General features: G+C 63.3%; 17 protein-coding genes, 1 tRNA gene and 1 pseudogene. 10 read left to right on the top strand and 9 right to left on the bottom strand.

Features of this window, described 5'->3' with window-relative positions:
* Positions 1–47: 47 nt before the first annotated feature.
* Positions 48–1,112, top strand: a complete 1,065-nt coding sequence (locus tag ACFQJB_RS00380; RefSeq protein ID WP_379722651.1) for a Brp/Blh family beta-carotene 15,15'-dioxygenase — start codon at positions 48–50, stop codon at positions 1,110–1,112.
* A 26-nt stretch (positions 1,113–1,138) separates the two neighbouring features.
* Here ACFQJB_RS00380 and ACFQJB_RS00375 read toward each other — a convergent pair whose 3' ends face one another.
* The gene (locus ACFQJB_RS00375; RefSeq protein ID WP_379722648.1) at positions 1,139–1,354 is read right to left on the bottom strand and encodes a PLDc N-terminal domain-containing protein; all 216 of its coding nucleotides are present in this window, start codon (positions 1,352–1,354) and stop codon (positions 1,139–1,141) included.
* A gap of 293 nt (positions 1,355–1,647) precedes the next feature.
* On the opposite strand from ACFQJB_RS00375, the gene ACFQJB_RS00370 reads away from it, so the two are divergent.
* Positions 1,648–1,911, top strand: coding sequence for a hypothetical protein (locus tag ACFQJB_RS00370; protein WP_379722645.1), 264 nt, complete (start codon positions 1,648–1,650; stop codon positions 1,909–1,911).
* Between the two features lie 30 nt (positions 1,912–1,941).
* Here the strand turns inward: ACFQJB_RS00370 and ACFQJB_RS00365 are convergent, their stop codons facing one another.
* Positions 1,942–2,919 carry a replication factor C small subunit gene (locus ACFQJB_RS00365; RefSeq protein WP_379722643.1) on the bottom strand — a complete coding sequence of 326 codons (978 nt, stop codon included), beginning with the start codon at positions 2,917–2,919 and terminating at the stop codon, positions 1,942–1,944.
* A gap of 70 nt (positions 2,920–2,989) precedes the next feature.
* On the bottom strand, positions 2,990–4,597 hold the full coding sequence (locus tag ACFQJB_RS00360; protein WP_379722640.1) for a methyl-accepting chemotaxis protein: 1,608 nt from the start codon (positions 4,595–4,597) through the stop codon (positions 2,990–2,992).
* Positions 4,598–4,798: 201 nt separating this feature from the next.
* On the opposite strand from ACFQJB_RS00360, the gene samp2 reads away from it, so the two are divergent.
* The 3 genes and pseudogenes from samp2 (at position 4,799) to ACFQJB_RS00345 (ending at position 6,035) form a co-directional block, all read left to right on the top strand.
* Positions 4,799–4,999 (top strand): ubiquitin-like small modifier protein SAMP2, encoded by a 201-nt coding sequence (gene samp2 / locus ACFQJB_RS00355; RefSeq protein ID WP_379722637.1) that lies wholly within the window; start codon positions 4,799–4,801, stop codon positions 4,997–4,999.
* 145 nt (positions 5,000–5,144) lie between these two features.
* Positions 5,145–5,555 (top strand): annotated as a pseudogene (locus ACFQJB_RS00350) (peroxiredoxin family protein); the annotation flags it as partial.
* On the top strand, positions 5,556–6,035 hold the full coding sequence (locus ACFQJB_RS00345) for a GNAT family N-acetyltransferase (protein WP_379722634.1): 480 nt from the start codon (positions 5,556–5,558) through the stop codon (positions 6,033–6,035).
* Here ACFQJB_RS00345 and ACFQJB_RS00340 read toward each other — a convergent pair.
* Complete coding sequence (locus tag ACFQJB_RS00340; RefSeq protein ID WP_379722631.1) at positions 6,029–7,099, bottom strand: DNA-methyltransferase; 1,071 nt, start codon at positions 7,097–7,099, stop codon at positions 6,029–6,031. The two genes, ACFQJB_RS00345 and ACFQJB_RS00340, sit on opposite strands and share 7 nt — an antisense overlap.
* A 153-nt stretch (positions 7,100–7,252) precedes the next feature.
* Between ACFQJB_RS00340 and ACFQJB_RS00335 the strand changes: the two genes are divergently transcribed.
* Complete coding sequence (locus ACFQJB_RS00335; RefSeq protein ID WP_379722628.1) at positions 7,253–8,023, top strand: 23S rRNA (uridine(2552)-2'-O)-methyltransferase; 771 nt, start codon at positions 7,253–7,255, stop codon at positions 8,021–8,023.
* 112 nt (positions 8,024–8,135) lie between these two features.
* Positions 8,136–8,210: transfer RNA gene (locus ACFQJB_RS00330), tRNA-Glu, on the top strand.
* A gap of 62 nt (positions 8,211–8,272) precedes the next feature.
* Here the strand turns inward: ACFQJB_RS00330 and ACFQJB_RS00325 are convergent.
* The 3 genes from ACFQJB_RS00325 to ACFQJB_RS00315 all read right to left on the bottom strand — a co-directional run bounded on the left by ACFQJB_RS00325 (position 8,273) and on the right by ACFQJB_RS00315 (position 10,476).
* Positions 8,273–8,905 carry a metal-dependent hydrolase gene (locus ACFQJB_RS00325; RefSeq protein WP_379722625.1) on the bottom strand — a complete coding sequence of 211 codons (633 nt, stop codon included), beginning with the start codon at positions 8,903–8,905 and terminating at the stop codon, positions 8,273–8,275.
* 62 nt (positions 8,906–8,967) lie between these two features.
* Entirely contained in the window at positions 8,968–10,095 is a 1,128-nt protein-coding gene (locus ACFQJB_RS00320) for an aminomethyltransferase family protein (RefSeq protein WP_379722622.1), read from the bottom strand.
* A 78-nt stretch (positions 10,096–10,173) separates the two neighbouring features.
* The gene (locus ACFQJB_RS00315) at positions 10,174–10,476 is read right to left on the bottom strand and encodes a DUF6432 family protein (RefSeq protein ID WP_379722619.1); all 303 of its coding nucleotides are present in this window, start codon (positions 10,474–10,476) and stop codon (positions 10,174–10,176) included.
* A gap of 169 nt (positions 10,477–10,645) precedes the next feature.
* Between ACFQJB_RS00315 and ACFQJB_RS00310 the strand changes: the two genes are divergently transcribed.
* Positions 10,646–11,713, top strand: a complete 1,068-nt coding sequence (locus ACFQJB_RS00310) for a DUF7093 family protein (RefSeq protein WP_379722617.1) — start codon at positions 10,646–10,648, stop codon at positions 11,711–11,713.
* Positions 11,714–11,800: 87 nt separating this feature from the next.
* The gene (locus ACFQJB_RS00305; protein ID WP_379722614.1) at positions 11,801–13,048 is read left to right on the top strand and encodes a DUF5305 family protein; all 1,248 of its coding nucleotides are present in this window, start codon (positions 11,801–11,803) and stop codon (positions 13,046–13,048) included.
* 18 nt (positions 13,049–13,066) lie between these two features.
* Here the strand turns inward: ACFQJB_RS00305 and ACFQJB_RS00300 are convergent, their stop codons facing one another.
* Positions 13,067–13,708, bottom strand: coding sequence for a riboflavin synthase (locus ACFQJB_RS00300; protein WP_379722611.1), 642 nt, complete (start codon positions 13,706–13,708; stop codon positions 13,067–13,069).
* A gap of 87 nt (positions 13,709–13,795) precedes the next feature.
* On the opposite strand from ACFQJB_RS00300, the gene ACFQJB_RS00295 reads away from it, so the two are divergent.
* The gene (locus ACFQJB_RS00295; RefSeq protein WP_379722608.1) at positions 13,796–14,053 is read left to right on the top strand and encodes a DUF7533 family protein; all 258 of its coding nucleotides are present in this window, start codon (positions 13,796–13,798) and stop codon (positions 14,051–14,053) included.
* A gap of 114 nt (positions 14,054–14,167) precedes the next feature.
* Here the strand turns inward: ACFQJB_RS00295 and ACFQJB_RS00290 are convergent, their stop codons facing one another.
* Positions 14,168–14,389, bottom strand: a complete 222-nt coding sequence (locus ACFQJB_RS00290; RefSeq protein WP_379722605.1) for a hypothetical protein — start codon at positions 14,387–14,389, stop codon at positions 14,168–14,170.
* Between the last annotated feature and the right edge of the window lie 302 nt (positions 14,390–14,691).

Below are 14,691 nucleotides of genomic sequence, written 5' to 3'. Positions count from 1 at the left end.
GGACTGCGCGGGCCGTTTTATATGTGAACAGCCCCCACAATCGTGGTATGAGCGCGCTCAGTGCGCGGGCGATCAGCCAACTGTCTCACCGGACGGACAATCACCCGTCGCTGCTGCTCTCACGGGTCGCGTTGCTGGTAGTCGCCGTGACGTTCGCGGCGCTGGCCGCAGCCGGGCTGTCGGTGCCGATGGAGGCCCAGATGGTCATCTATCTCGTGGGGATGATCGCGCTCAACCTCCCCCACGGCGGCTACGAGCACGTCGCCAACCTCCGGCGACGACGGCCGGAGTTTCGCTGGCGGTACGTCGCAGTGTATCTGGGGGCCGTCGGCGGCTTCCTCGGACTGCTGTTGGTCGCGCCGGTTGCCGGGTTGGCGCTGGCGGTCACCGTCGCCATGGCGAAAGGCGGCCTCGGCGGGGTGAAGGTACTCGATGCGACCAGCGGCACCGACCACCTGCAGACGCGGGCCCAGCGGCTGTTGGCGGCCGGCATCCGTGGCGGGAGCGTGATGCTCGTGCCCATCGTCTTCTGGCCCGAGACGTTCCATTCGTTCAGCGCGCTCATGGTCGGCCTGGTCGAGCCGGGCGGACTCGCCCCGTATGCGGCGTATTTCGACGTGACACGACCGATCATCGCCGCGGGCTACGGGCTGGCGCTGGTCGCCCACATCGGGCTGGGCTACGTTCGCGGTGGCGGCCGCTCGTGGCTCGTCGACGCCGGTGAAACGCTGCTGTTGGCGGCGTATTTCGCGGTCGTGCCGGTCGTCGTCGCCGTCGGGCTGTACTTCCCGCTGTGGTACTCCGCCCGGCAGGTCGCCCGCGCACAGACGGTGCGAGAGCCACCGGTTGGCGACGATCAGTGGGATCTGCTTGGCGGCGACGACCCGACAACGACCGCACTCCGGGCGTGGGGGCTGCTCGTCGCGGGCGCGATGGCAACGGTCGCCGTGTTGGCGGTTGTCTACTGGGCCGTGCCGAATCCATTTGCGAACAGCACGCTGCTGGCCGGCGCGGTGGCGTTCTGGAGCATCTTCATCAGCATCATCGCGCTACCCCATGTCGTCGTCGGCTCACTGTGGGATCGCGAGCGCGGGATCTGGTATGTGCCCTGAGCGGTGACGGTCGCCGCCTCGACCGCTCAGCGTTGATCGCGGCCGAGCAGCAGGTACAGTACCACCCCAAGCAGCGGGGCAAACAACACCACAAGTGCCCATAGGATCGCCGAGTGACTGCTGTTGTCGGTGGCGTCGCTGTACGTCCAGATGACGAGTGCGGTCTGGACGACGAAGGTGAGTAGTGAGAACACGAAGCCGATGAGTGCGAGTTCGAACTGTAACAGCATGGAGGGCAGCATATCTACAGAGGCACGGGACGGAAACAAACCAGGTGTGGCTGGCAGTGGGGTTGGAATCGAGGGCACGATCAAAACACTGTCGCCGAGGACTCGGCAACAGCGGGCCAGTCGGTACTCATAGGGCTCGTCATCGACAGGAGCCACCCCGCCTCAGAGCGGTGGTGTCGTCATCGGCCAGCCGAAACGACGCACGATGGCGAGAAGACAGTTGCGCCTCTGGCCGATCAAACAATGCCCACCTGTGCGCTGGTGCAGCCCAATGTTCATTGCTGGCAATCACCTACCCATGGTGCATGCGATCAAGTAAGAACAAATCGAAGATGGGAGCCTCGGCTGGCGCCTCAATCGGTGCATCACTCGGCGGAAAGGTTGGCCCGTTCGGGGCGGGTCTCGGCGGCGGGCTGGGCGGCGCGGCCGGCTACATCGCCGGCTCGCTGGTCCTGACTGCGGCAACTGTGGCGGAAAGAAACTCCTGCCCGACGGTGGCCAGCCGATCGACGGCGATCACGGTCAGCACGGCAGTAACGATACGGACGATCGCGACGACGGGGTCATGATTCCTGTTACCGAGGCCTGACGCTCCGGGTTCAACTGTCGTCCAGCGCGAGCGACGCCAGCAGTGCCTCAAGCTGTACCTGCTCGTTCGCGCCCTCTGTAATCCGGTAGTCGGCCTCGCCGATCCGCTCCATCAGCCGGACGGCCGCCCGCTCATCGATCCCGAGATCCCACACCGACCGGTGCAGTTGGTCGATGATGTCGCCGCCGGCCATGCCGGTATCGGTCAGTAGGGTATCGAGTGTCGCCCGCGATTTAGCGAAATCACCGTTGATCGCGTCGGTGACCATCGCCTCGATCTCCTCGGGGCGAGCCGTCGAGGTGATCATGTAGACCGCCTCCTCGTCGACGAGTTCGCCTGTCGTCGCCGCCGCTTGCAGGCTGTTGATCGCCCGGCGCATGTCGCCGCCCGCAGCGTAAACCAAGGCCTCCCGGCCGTCGTCGGTGATTTCGATGTCCTCAGCGGCAGCGATCTCGTCGATCTGGGCGGCGATGGCGTCGTCGGATAGTGGCGAGAATCGGAAGACGGCACATCGCGACTGGATCGGATCGATGATTTTTGACGAATAGTTACAGGAGAGAATGAAGCGGGTGTTGTCGGAGAACTGCTCCATCGTCCGGCGGAGTGCAGATTGTGCGTCTGAGGTAAGCGAGTCGGCCTCATCAAGAAAGATGATCCGGTAGTCGTAGCCGCCGAAGGAGGCGCGGGCGAAGTTTTTGATCCGGTCGCGCACCACGTCGATCCCACGCTGATCGGAGGCATTGAGCTCAAGGAAATTCCCCTGCCAGTCGTCGCCGTAGACCTGCCGGGCGATGGCGGTCGCGGCGGTCGTTTTGCCGATGCCCGCCCCACCCGAAAACAGGAGATGCGGGAGGTCGTGTTGATCGATGTAGCTCTGGAGGCGTTCGACGATGTCGGCTTGGCCCTTGATGTCGTCGAGGGTCTGTGGCCGATATTTTTCGATCCAGATCTCCCGACCGGTGGCCCCCGCGGCGTCGGCGTCGCTCATACCTGTGGTGGCGGCCGGGAGGCTGATAAACACCCCGAGACGTGGTCGCCGGAGAGAGACGCGGCAGCGTTCAAGCAGTCTCGCTGCTGCGAAGTTGATCGACGCGATCTTCCAGTTCGTCGATCGCCTCGGTCTGTTCGTCGGTTGCGGCGACGATGTTCTCGGCGGCAGCGTCCGTCTCGGAAGCGTGATCGCGGGCCTCCTCAAGCGTCGATGTCAACTCTTCGACGGTCGCCGCCTGGTCGTCAGTTGCCCGGGAGACCTCGGCGATCCCGTCGGCGGCCTGATCGACGGCGGCCGCGATATCCTCGAAGGCGGTCAACACGTCGTCGATCTGGTCGCCGGCCGTTTCGATCTGCTGGTGGCTCTCTTCGGCTGCAGTGATCGTTGAGTCGGCCTGCGACTGGAGGTCGTTGATGCTTTCGGTGATCTCCTCGGTGTGTTGGCGCGTCTCGTCGGCGAGGTTTTTCACCTCGTCGGCGACGACCGCGAAGCCATCCCCGTCCTCGCCGGCGCGGGCGGCCTCGATGTTGGCGTTCAACGCCAGCAGGTTGGTTTGTTCGGCCACATCGGAGATGACCTCAACGACGTTTTCGATGTCGTCCATCCGCTCGCCGAGATCGGTGACCGACTCGACGAGTTCCTCGCCGAGCTCGGTAACTTCGGTGGCAGCAGCATGCGCGTCTTCGGAGGCAGCAAGCCCATCGTTGGAGGCCTCACGAGCCGTTTCGGCCGCCGAGTCGACCTGTTCGGCGGTGGCGGCGACCTCCTCCATGCTTGCCGAGAAGGTCTGCATCTCATCGACACTTTCCGCAAGCAGCTCGTTTTGATTATCGACATTGGTGGCGATCCCGTCGGCGGCACTGACCGCTTGCTCGACGGAGTCCGCAAGGCGGGCTGCCTGCTGGTCGACCTGGGTGACGACCTCCTGGAGGTTGTCAGCCATCCCGTTGACCTCTGCGACGACGCCGAGCAGCTGATCGTCGACGAACTCGGTGTCATCGAAGGCGGCACGGGCATCCAGCTGTCCGGCGGTCAATGCCTGCAGCGTGCCGGACACCTCAGCGACCAAGGCCTCGGTCGCCTCCTGGCGGCGACGCTCCTCGGTGAGATCCTGTACCATCTCGACGGCACCAACCAACTCGCCGTCGTCGTACACCGGCATCACCGTCACCTTAGCGTACCGTTCGACGTTGCCGCTGTGGTCGGCGATCCGGTCTTCCTTGACGTAGAGATGGCGGGACTCGTCTTCGACGGTCAGCCCGTAGACCTCGTCGGCGGTTGTCGGTTCGGCAAGCACCTTCTCGATCATCGTGTCGTCGGTCGAATCATACAGTAGCATTCCGATGTCATCGCGCCCGCGTGCCTCATCAGCGGTGATGCCGGTGAGCTCCGTCATATCATGGTTCCACGCCTGAATCGTCCCGGTGGGATCGATCACAAAGGCGGCCTGCGGAATCCCACTCAGCAACACCTGCCCCGATATATCGAAGTCGTGCCCGGCCGCGTCATCGGGCTGCTCGTCGGTTTCGATCACCGGTTCGACCGTGACGTCGTCGGTGCCCTCGTCGGCTGTCGCTGCCCCGGTAACCTGTCCCCCATCAGTACGCGGGGCGTGATGCTCGGTGTCGCCACGTCGGAACCGAGCGTGGATGCCAGCCAGCAGATCAAAAAGCATTGTACCACTACTACACAGTCGATAATGATATAGCTTCGGCCACAACGGCAGGATCGGTGCGACGTATGCGAATCTATTGACAGTTTAGACCATCGATAGCGGTGGGATGTTGTGGTGAGAGAGCAGCATCGATCGGTGTCAACACCAACAGTTCAATCGTGGAGCCGACACGCTTTATGAGTCGCCGGCTGTAGCCTTGCTATGGACGTGACCGTCGATGTCGTCAGCGAGGCCACCCACGAGGTGAGCATTGACGACGGCGCAACCTACGCCGACCTGCTGGCCGAAATCGACTACAGCCCACAGGAGGTGTCGGTGCTTGTCGACGACAGCCCAGTGCCGGAAGATCAGCCCGTTGCGGCCGACACCGTGCGGGTCGTCCGGCTGATCAAAGGCGGATAACAGGCCAACCAGCCCGGCTGACGCGTCGGGACGGGAGTATTTTTACTCCGGCGTTCGCTACGGCCGGTATGTACTCGACGCCGACCGACCTTTCGATCGAACTCCCAAACGGGGGCCGGGGCCCGATCCGCTCCGCGTCGATCAGGTCGATGCCGACTTTGTCGTCCTCCTGTTTCACCGCGATTTTCACTGTAGCAACTGCCAAACACAGGCCAGCGAGATCGCCACCCGCTACGACGAGTTTCGCCAGCACAACGCGGTCGTTGTCTCGGCCCTGCCGGAGTCGAAAGAACGGGCCGCCGAGTGGGCCGACAGCTACGACCTCCCGTTTCCGGTCGTGGCCGACCCCGACAGCACAACCGCCGACCGGTTCGGCCAGCCCGTCCGCTTCGGCATCCTCGGCAGGCTCCACGATCTGATCGGCCGGATGCCGCTTGTGGTGATCATCGACCGCCGCGGCGAGGAACCACGGCTGGTGTACTCCTATGTCGGCGACGCACCCGGGGATCGCCCGACGGTCGACAGCCTCCTCTTAGAGCTTGAACGCAATGGGTAGATGAGCGACCAGGTGTCGATCCGGCGTGGCGATCCCACAGACCGACTCGCCGTTGTCCGACTGTTCGACGCCGCGATGCTCGATACTGCTGCCGACCGCCTCAGTCGACAACTCAGCGCAACAGACGGGCTGGTTCTCATCGCCACCCGCGAGGAGACACCGGTCGGGGCGATCGCCCTCGATGCCTCGCCAGCGAGCGAGGAGAAGCGAGTCACTGTCGACGGCACGCGGGTCGACAGCGACACGGATCCGATGCGGATCACAGCGATCGCCGTCCGGCGGCGACGACGCGACCGGGGGATCGGCCGTGCGCTCATCGAGGCGGCTGCCGAACACGTTGCACCGCAGCCGCTGACCGCCGGGTTCGACGAGGGTGTTCGGCCATTCTACGACGCCTGTGGCTTCGAGATCGACCCCCACAACGATCGGTACTGGGGGGTTCGTTGGCCGGAGACGGCGTCAAGCGGAGCACCTCAGTAAGGAGAGTCCGCACCCGCGTCGTCGCCATCGAATGGGGTATGTGTCACCCGATAGCCTGCATCGGTCGAGTCCACCGATTCAGCCGCGTAAAACCGGATTGATTGCTCTTGGTTGGTGCGAACAGGCACGTCGTAGTGGGTTGCGTCGTAACTGAACGTCTCGCCGGCGTCGCGTTCGGCGGCGACGAACTCCCGGTGGGCAGCGAGTCGGTCACCGATGACCTGCCGGGAGAGGGCGGGTACGTCGTCGATCCTGGCTTCGAAGACCGACCCGAACGCCGGATCGAGTTCGTAGCCGACGGAGTTGCGCCCGGCGACGGCCGCCGCCAGTCCGGTTGTACCGGTACCAAAAAACGGATCACAGACCGTGTCGCCGTAGACGCTGTACATGTTGATCAGGCGGTAAGGGAGCCCGAACGGGAAGGCCGCGGAGCGATCCCGAAGCGCATCGTCGGGGAGCGATTGCTCCACCCCGCGGAGATCAGTCCACAGATCCGAAAACCAGCGGTTTCGCTCCTCCCAGAAGTACGCGGCGTTGTACCGGGACTCCGCGTTGGGCTCGAACGATCGGCGGTCGCCGCCGTTGCGGAACGGCAACACGTACTCGTGTTCTAACGTGACGTAGGCATTGGGGGGCACCATCCCGCTACCCATGAACTTCGCCGCTGAGTTGGCCGGCTTCCGCCAGACGATCTCGGGAAGTGGCTCGAAGCCACGGGCGGTGAGGGCGTCGATGATCCGGGCGTGGTTCTGATACACCCGAAAGCCACCATCCAGTGTTCGGGTCGCATCCCCGATGTTGATACAGGCGATGCCGCCGTCGACGAGCACCCGATCAAGGCCGTCCCAGACAGAATCGAGGATCGCATGCATCGCCTCAAAGGCGGCCTCACCGTCACCGGCAGCAAGGTGGTCGCCGATGGCCGGATCAAGGTCGGTAAAAAGCTCGTCCCACATCTCGATCATCGGGTACGGCGGGGAGGTGACGACGAGTTCGACGCTGTCAGCCGCAAGGCCTGCAAGGCCGCGGGCGTCGTCGATGACGACCCGATGTGTGGTGTCCATCCGTCGACTACGTAGATGGGTGTCACGGGCATAAAGTATCCCCACGGGCGGAGTGCGGCACGTCTTTGCGTCTGCGTGTCGTGGCTCGGATATGGACGCACTCGCCGATTCGATCACGAACACCCGTGAGCGGCCGACCCCGAGGTGGAACCTGTGACCCGCAAAGACGAATACTACAACCGCGCCAAACAGGAGGGCTACCGCACGCGAGCGGCCTACAAGCTCAAACAACTCGATCGGGAGGCCGACCTCCTGAGCCACGGCGACACCGTCGTCGACCTTGGGGCGGCCCCGGGCGGCTGGCTCCAGGTCGCCGCCGAAGAGGTCGGCGAAACCGGTACCGTCGTCGGCGTCGACTTCCAGCGCATCCGGGAGTTGGAGCACGCAAACATCGAGACGATCAAGGGCGATATGACCGAGGAGCGAACGAAAGATCGGCTCAGCAAAACGATCGGCGAGGGCGGCGCGGATCTCGTCATCTCGGATATGGCACCGAATATGACCGGCGAGTACGATCTCGATCACGCCCGCTCAGTCCATCTCGCCCGGCAAGCCTTCGGGGTCGCCGAGGACGTGCTGGCGACCGACGGCGATTTCGTGGCAAAGGTGTTCCAGGGTCAGGACCTCGACGCGCTCCGCGAGGAGATTGAAAACGCCTTCCAGTACGTCCGGACGATGAACCCCGAAGCCTCCCGGGATAGCTCCTCGGAGGTCTACCTCGTCGGGAAACACCGCCTGACCGCACCGATCAGCGTCGGCGAGACCCGCGACGTCGAGATCATCGATGTCGGCGAAGAGGACGACGGCATCGCACACATTGACGGATTTACCGTCTTCGTCCCCGACACAACGACCGGCGACACCGTCGAAGTGGAGATTACGGACGTGAAACCAAGCTTTGCGTTCGCCGAGCGCGTCGACTGATCGCCGGCCAGTCACCCGGGCGGTGACACCGACTGTGGGTGTGCAATAGATACACACCCCGGCCGTGATTGATGAGGTTTATGTATGGCCGCGGCGTGACTCGATATGCCGCGCTCGGTTGGTGTAGTCCGGCCAATCATCTTGGCCTTTCGAGCCGAGGACATGGGTTCAAATCCCATACCGAGCATTCAATTTTCAAGAACTCATCCGGCGAGCGGATTGCTCGTCGATACAGCCGCAGCAGCGCGGTCAATCCTCATCAGACACCCACAACCGCACCATGACGACGCCGAACCCGGCAAGAGTCAGCAACAGCCGCTCGCCGGACTGTACCAGATGGAAGATCCGCTCGACATTTTCGGGTTCCGCGCCGCGGTTCGGATCGACACCGGTGTAGTAGTGGGTCGTGGCGGTCGTCCCCTCAACGGTGCCGCCGCCAGGACTGAGATCAACAAACGTCTGCAGCAGGCCGCGCTGCGTGGAATACAGGAGGTGACCCGACAGATCGTAGAACCGATCCTGCAGCGGCCAGAAAAGATTCACACCGTTGACGACGCCGTCATAGAGGCTGTGGGCGACAACCATCGCACCGAGGCTCACCCACGCGACCCGAACGCCGGTCTCGCCGTATCGACGGCGCAGCGTCGATTCCGAGTGGACAGCGATATCCCACCAGAGCACGACCCCGAGCACCGCCGGAAAAACGAGCGTGTGGAGATACGCCCGGTGAGCCCCGGGCAGCCAGAGGCCAAGCAGCGTATCAAGATCCGGAACCGCGGCGACGGCCATCACCGTCAGGATCGCCCGGCGGTCAAAGGCCGCCCCCAGGAGGGCCGTTCCGAGAAGCCCCGCGACCGCGATGTGGACGAGCGTCGATGGCATAGCCACCGATAGGGAGCAGATCGATAAGCCGGTTTCGGCGGCCGACAATCGGGAGCTACCAATTAATAGGTCGGACAGCGCAGCGAGGTCGCACTGCCGTCAACAAACGGTAACGTGACGCGATCAGCATCGACCGCAACCCCGGACGCATCCTCGTCGGGGTCGTCGCCATCGGAACCTGTCTCGGCTGTCGAGTGGATCGTCAGAGAACCGTCAACAGCGTCGCTGGCACAGAAGGCAAGCGCGATCGGTTCAGCCAGCGAGGGGCTGTCGATCGCGCGGGTCACCTCGCCGACGGCGTCACCATCGGCCCGAAGTTCGTCGCCAGCCGCACATGGGTCGTCGAGGCGGAGCCCGATCAGGCGTGTGCTTGGACGGCCGCGGTTTTCGACCTTTGAGACGACCTCTTGGCCGATAAAACAGCCCTTCTCGAAATCGACGCCGTGGCGCGCGCCGACCGTATTCGGCAGCACGCCATCGAGTTCCGTTTCGAACCGCGGCGTGCCGGCCTCAACAGTCAAGGTATTCCATGTTTGCTCACCGAATGGCGCAGCGTTCAGTCCGTGGTTGAGGAGCGTATCGAAGACGCCGGGGGCGTCGTCGGCTCCGCAGATGATCGTGTAGCCGTCCTCGCCGGTCGGGTTGTCGCTGGCGGCGACCGTAACGCCGGCATCGCCCATCGAGCCGCGGTCGAAGTGGAGCTCCGGCTCCGGCGCGCCCGCGTGGTTGAGCACCGACGCGACCTTTTCGGTCGCCGAGGGGCCGTGGATGCCGAACACACCGAACTCGGCGGAGACATCCTCGATGGCGACATCTTGCACGAAGACCTTCTCCGACCAGTCGTCGACCAAGGATTCAACTTGGGAAGGCGGCGTAAACAACAACAGTTGCTCGTCGGCGTTGTAGATGTAGCAGTCGGTCTCGATTTTGCCCTGTGGATCAAGGACGAAGGCATAACAGCCCTCGCCGTCGGTCGGGGGCACGCGATTGGTAACAACGTTGTCGACGTACTCGATCCGATCGTCGCCGGTGACCGAAACGATGCCGTACCCCAACTCGATGACGCCGACGCCGTTGCGAACCGCCCGATGGGCGACGCGGGGGCGACCGTAGTGGGCGACGAGTTGCCGGCCGCCGCGGTCGACATATGTCGCCCCGAGATTGTCGTGGTGGGCTCCCGACAGTGTCATGGAGAGGCGAAGACGCCGGGGGAGTAAAACAACGGCGGACAGGTGCGCAGAGCGACAACGGCAAAAAAACGCGGCAGCTTACAGGCCAAGCCGATCGCGGAGCACGTCAAGCAAGGAGGGATCCTCGGGGTCGACATCGGCGGTGGGATCAGGAACCACCTCGTCGGCCGGATGGATCCGAATGGTGCCGTTCTCGTCGTTGACAACGATCAGCCCGTCGTCTTTGAGTGCGGCCAGTGCCGACTCGATGCGGTCGATATCGGTGTCAACGGCCGCCCGGAGTTCGAGAACGGTCATCCCCTCGTCGGCGCGGTCGACGAGCGCGTCGAGGATCCCGACCTCAGCGGCCGGACGATCCCGGTAGGCGGGCTTGGCTCCCATCGCCTTACCCTACTGTGGGAATCGGTTTACATCTACCGCCGAGGGGATCGACACTGCGTACGAAACAGGGAAAATCGCCGACAGCGACCGGCCACACGCGGGCGACAGCGTCAGACAGATGACGGACAGAGGGAGTAGCTTTTAGTCGAGTAGTTCGGTATGGACGGTAATGGGACTCCGGTGTCTACTCGGCCACGATTTCGATGAACCCGAGTTACGACGGGAACGTGAGGAAGACGGCGAGGAAGTCGTCATCACGGTCAGCGAGGAAAAGACCTGCAGTCGCTGTGGGTACACGAAGACTGTCAGCGAGAACAAGGAGGTCACCTCGATCGAACAGCTCGCCCAAACCGCCGGCGACAGCGGAACGGCCGCCGAACCCGCCGGCCCAACCGGGAGTACCGGCTCAACAGCCGCCACCGGCGAGGCAGCGACATCCGCCGGTGACGCTGAACCAACCACAGCCCCTGGCGACACGACGGCAACACCGACCGATGACGCAGGGGCGACCGCAGCCGCCGGCGACACCGAACCACCCACGCCGGAGCCGACGACGAATGCCGACCCGTCGGCTGAGAGCACACACGCTACGGCCGACGCCGACACCGCGGCAGGCGACGACGCGGAGCTATTGGATGCCGACAGCGACTCGGAGCCAACCCCGGCAGAGCCGGAGCCGACGACTGGAGACACGACCGAGAGCACGGAGTCGGCCGCGCCGCCGACAACGGCCGACGATGCCGCCGACGAAGACGTGGAGGCGGCCGACGACGACGGGATCATCCTCTCGACGGCCGACGACGAGCCAAGCGAGGCGTCCGCCGCGGAGACGACCGACCGCGAACCCGGCGAGTGGCCCGACCACGACACCGACTCGCCGTCAGCAGCCGGTGAATGGCCCGAACAGTCCGGCGACGACGAGGGATATGACGCGGAAACGCCGCCTGACGAGCAGCCCGACGAGGTGACCTTCGGCGGTGGCTTTACGCCTGAGGTCGACGAAAGGCAGGTCGACGACGAGCCGGCCGACACCGAGGATGTGATCGAGGAGCCAGGCGACGAGGAGTTCACAAAGGCCGGCGAGGCGTCGCTCTATGAGCCGACCGTCGACGACATCAACACCGAGTTCTACTGCCCGGAGTGTGGCTTCAGCCGCCACGCCGGTGAGTCGTCGATGCGGGCCGGCGACATCTGTCCGGAGTGTCGACGAGGCTACATCGCCGAACGTGAACTGTAACCCGCCCGCCGTTGCGACCGTGAAATAAAAACACTCGCGCCCGTAGTTTTGTGTAGCATCCACACCCCCGTCATGTGTCACCGCGCTGTGTCCCGCCGACTGGCCGCATACTCGCCACACAGCGAGTGGCAACGGGGGTCGCGTCGGGGCGATCAGGAGGCCGGTGATGCTCCCACGACTCAAACTTCAGGTGGCGGCCAACAGCAAGCCACTCACGATCGGCTTTGTCGTCCTTGGGGTGGTGTTGCTCCTCGGCTCAGGCTACGTGTTCCTGACACCACCGGTCGAGGAGCCGGCCCCCAACCCGACCCACAGCCCGAGCCACAGCCCGAAACCGAGAGCTTCGAGGCGTTCTTTCTCGATGTTGAGCTGATCGACAGCGCGGTCGTCGAGACACCCTCACGAGAGCTGCCGCCGACGATCTCCGGGCCCGGCCAGCAGGCCTACGAGGAGGGTGAAGTCCTCACCCGTGCGCCGGCGTATTTCTATCAGTATTCACCGGACTTGACGTTCAACGTCACCGCCAACACGACCCGAAATGTGAGCGTCGAACTCACGACCCGGCTCGTCCGCGAAGAGACGATCGTCGCCGACCGCAACGAGGAGACGGTCTATACCAACACTCGGCTACTCATGTATCGCCAGGATACGGTCACCGACGGCTGGGTGACGAACCGCCGTACCTTCGACGTGCGGAACGATCTCGAAGACCCCGCTGACGAGGTGGCGTCGGAGTTCCCGGCCTCAACAACCTCACTCAACACACAACTGCGATTGACCGTTGACTACCGCACCGAGCCGATCAATGGGGAGGTCTACACCGGGACGCTCAACATGACCCCCTCACTGGAGTCCAACAACGACGCCTACTGGCTCACCGGTGACCAGCGGGCGAATGTGTCGAAGACCCAAACCCGGGTCATCGAACCAGTAGCCGACACCGGTGGCTCCAGCCAGCCAGCCGCCCCGAGTGAGCCGGTGCGGGGCGAGCCGGATATGCAGCTTGTCGCGTTGCTGGCGATCCTTGGATTGGTCGCGGTTGCCAGCGGCGGGGCGATCGGCGCAAAGGCCCCACAACTTGATCAAGAAGAGCTTCGCAAGGAGATCGCCCACAATCAGTACAGCGAGTGGATCTCGGAGGGTGAGCTCCTGTTGGATTCCGACAACGAGTTCGTCTACGTCAACTCGATCGAGGATCTGGTCAACGTCGGCATCGACGCCAACAAGCGCGTGATCCACGACCCCGACCTCTCGGTGTACACCGTCTCCGATGGCGATGTGACCTACTACTACACCACCGAGCCCGCCGACCTCCAGCGGTGGGCCCACCTCTGAGCGACTACTGGTAGCCCTCTACATCCCCTCGACGTATTTGGCGATCACGTCGACCTCGACGTGAACCGGATCGCCGGCAGATTTGGCCTGCAGCGTCGTCAGCTCGTAGGTCGTCGGGATGATCGCCACGTCGAAGATGCCGGCATCGTGGTCGATCTCAGCAACGGTGAGCGAAATCCCATCGAGGCAGATCGAGCCCTTGTCGACGATATACTGGCCGTAGTCATCGGGGAGCGCAAACGTGAATCGCCAGTCGTCGCCAACCTGTTCGATCGCCTCGATCGTCGTGACCGTGTCGACATGGCCCTGGACGACATGGCCATCAAACCGCCCGTCGGCGGCGAGTGCGCGCTCGATGTTGACGGGGTCGCCGACGCCGACCGCACCGAGATACGTTTTGGCGACCGTTTCGGCCGCAAGGAACACCTCGAACCACTGTTCGTCGTCGCTCGCGTCGTCGTCGTTGCTATCGACGTTGACAGCACTGTCGCTGTCAACATCGCCGTAGGCTTCCACCGTGAGGCAGACACCGCTGACGCTGATCGACTGTCCGTGTGAGAGATCGGCAAGCCCCGAGGCGCGAATTCGCAGGCGGCGGCCGTCAGCGTTCGCGTCGACAGCGACGACCTCGCCGGCGGTTTCGACGATTCCGGTAAACATACCGGAGGGAGACGATCCGGACAGATAGCGGTTGTGTCCGCCCGCCAGCCGGCGTGTTTTTGTCGCTGCCGGCGGTAGCGAAGCCGCATGCAACTCGGGATCCTCGATCTACTCGGGCTTGCGACCACGCTGGTCTTCGCCATCCCGGTCGCCAACTTCGGCGTCACGAAGCTCTTAGCCGGCGAGGCGGTCGTTGGGGCCGCGTTACTCGGCGTCGGGGTGGCGATGGTCGTCCTCCCGAATTACTTTCTCGACCCGAAACGCATCCTCGTGGGACTCCTTCGCGGGCTCCTCCCCGCCCGGCTGCGTGGAACCGCGGGGAACGACGACCAACCGGAGCAGTAGCTGATTCGCTCTTGGCTACGCTGGTGAAACAGTCATCTGAAGAGTGATATGGGACTGTTCGGAGTGCTGGATATAGAGCGTGTAGTCACTAGTCTCTGTTAGCGATACAGCCGATTAGCAGCAGTTGTTTTCATCGGGATTCCACGTACACGCATTCCCCGTCGTCAGGCTGTTTTCCTCGATGTATGCCGAAAGACATGCGTAGTTACAAAAGTACTGAGGGGAACCGCAGTTGTCGTCACAATCACGGACACAGATCGGTTCGTGGTCGAAAATTCGGGAATCACAATACGCACAAAGTTCGTCCGCATTCGGAGTCGCCACAGTCGTGGACATAGCCGACCAGGAGTAGCGTCGCGGAAAACGTTTCGTGAGATACGCTTCATCTTGAGACCGATAGGCGCGTTGTATCCATCACGTACCGATCATCATTAACGCGAACTGGTAGAAACCGGACTGCTGGATACAAAGTATGCATGCAGCACGGCGATCTTTATTATTCACAACAACACGAACGAGCTATTCACCACTTCCATCGCCTAACTGTCAATTACTAGACTCGCAGCGGGAGGTAGGTCAGTTCAGACGTCAAACCAGCGTAAGAGGACACCAAAGAGAGCGACGAGACCACCAAGAAT

This window comes from Halonotius sp. GCM10025705, assembly GCF_042662885.1.
GTDB classification, from domain to species: domain Archaea; phylum Halobacteriota; class Halobacteria; order Halobacteriales; family Haloferacaceae; genus Halonotius; species Halonotius aquaticus.
This window is presented reverse-complemented; position numbering and strand designations above follow the sequence as displayed.

Bases quoted from the DNA above. Each gene is read 5' to 3' on its own strand.
- ACFQJB_RS00360 (WP_379722640.1), bottom strand. From the start codon at position 4,597: ATGCTTTTTGATCTGCTGGCTGGCATCCACGCTCGGTTCCGACGTGGC.
- ACFQJB_RS00345 (WP_379722634.1), top strand. From the start codon at position 5,556: ATGAGCGACCAGGTGTCGATCCGGCGTGGCGATCCCACAGACCGACTC.
- ACFQJB_RS00295 (WP_379722608.1), top strand. From the start codon at position 13,796: ATGCAACTCGGGATCCTCGATCTACTCGGGCTTGCGACCACGCTGGTC.
- ACFQJB_RS00380 (WP_379722651.1), top strand. From the start codon at position 48: ATGAGCGCGCTCAGTGCGCGGGCGATCAGCCAACTGTCTCACCGGACG.
- ACFQJB_RS00375 (WP_379722648.1), bottom strand. From the start codon at position 1,354: ATGCTGCCCTCCATGCTGTTACAGTTCGAACTCGCACTCATCGGCTTC.
- ACFQJB_RS00320 (WP_379722622.1), bottom strand. From the start codon at position 10,095: ATGACACTGTCGGGAGCCCACCACGACAATCTCGGGGCGACATATGTC.
- ACFQJB_RS00310 (WP_379722617.1), top strand. From the start codon at position 10,646: ATGGGACTCCGGTGTCTACTCGGCCACGATTTCGATGAACCCGAGTTA.
- ACFQJB_RS00300 (WP_379722611.1), bottom strand. From the start codon at position 13,708: ATGTTTACCGGAATCGTCGAAACCGCCGGCGAGGTCGTCGCTGTCGAC.
- ACFQJB_RS00315 (WP_379722619.1), bottom strand. From the start codon at position 10,476: ATGGGAGCCAAGCCCGCCTACCGGGATCGTCCGGCCGCTGAGGTCGGG.
- samp2 (WP_379722637.1), top strand. From the start codon at position 4,799: ATGGACGTGACCGTCGATGTCGTCAGCGAGGCCACCCACGAGGTGAGC.
- ACFQJB_RS00325 (WP_379722625.1), bottom strand. From the start codon at position 8,905: ATGCCATCGACGCTCGTCCACATCGCGGTCGCGGGGCTTCTCGGAACG.
- ACFQJB_RS00290 (WP_379722605.1), bottom strand. From the start codon at position 14,389: ATGTCCACGACTGTGGCGACTCCGAATGCGGACGAACTTTGTGCGTAT.
- ACFQJB_RS00340 (WP_379722631.1), bottom strand. From the start codon at position 7,099: ATGGACACCACACATCGGGTCGTCATCGACGACGCCCGCGGCCTTGCA.
- ACFQJB_RS00370 (WP_379722645.1), top strand. From the start codon at position 1,648: ATGCGATCAAGTAAGAACAAATCGAAGATGGGAGCCTCGGCTGGCGCC.
- ACFQJB_RS00365 (WP_379722643.1), bottom strand. From the start codon at position 2,919: ATGAGCGACGCCGACGCCGCGGGGGCCACCGGTCGGGAGATCTGGATC.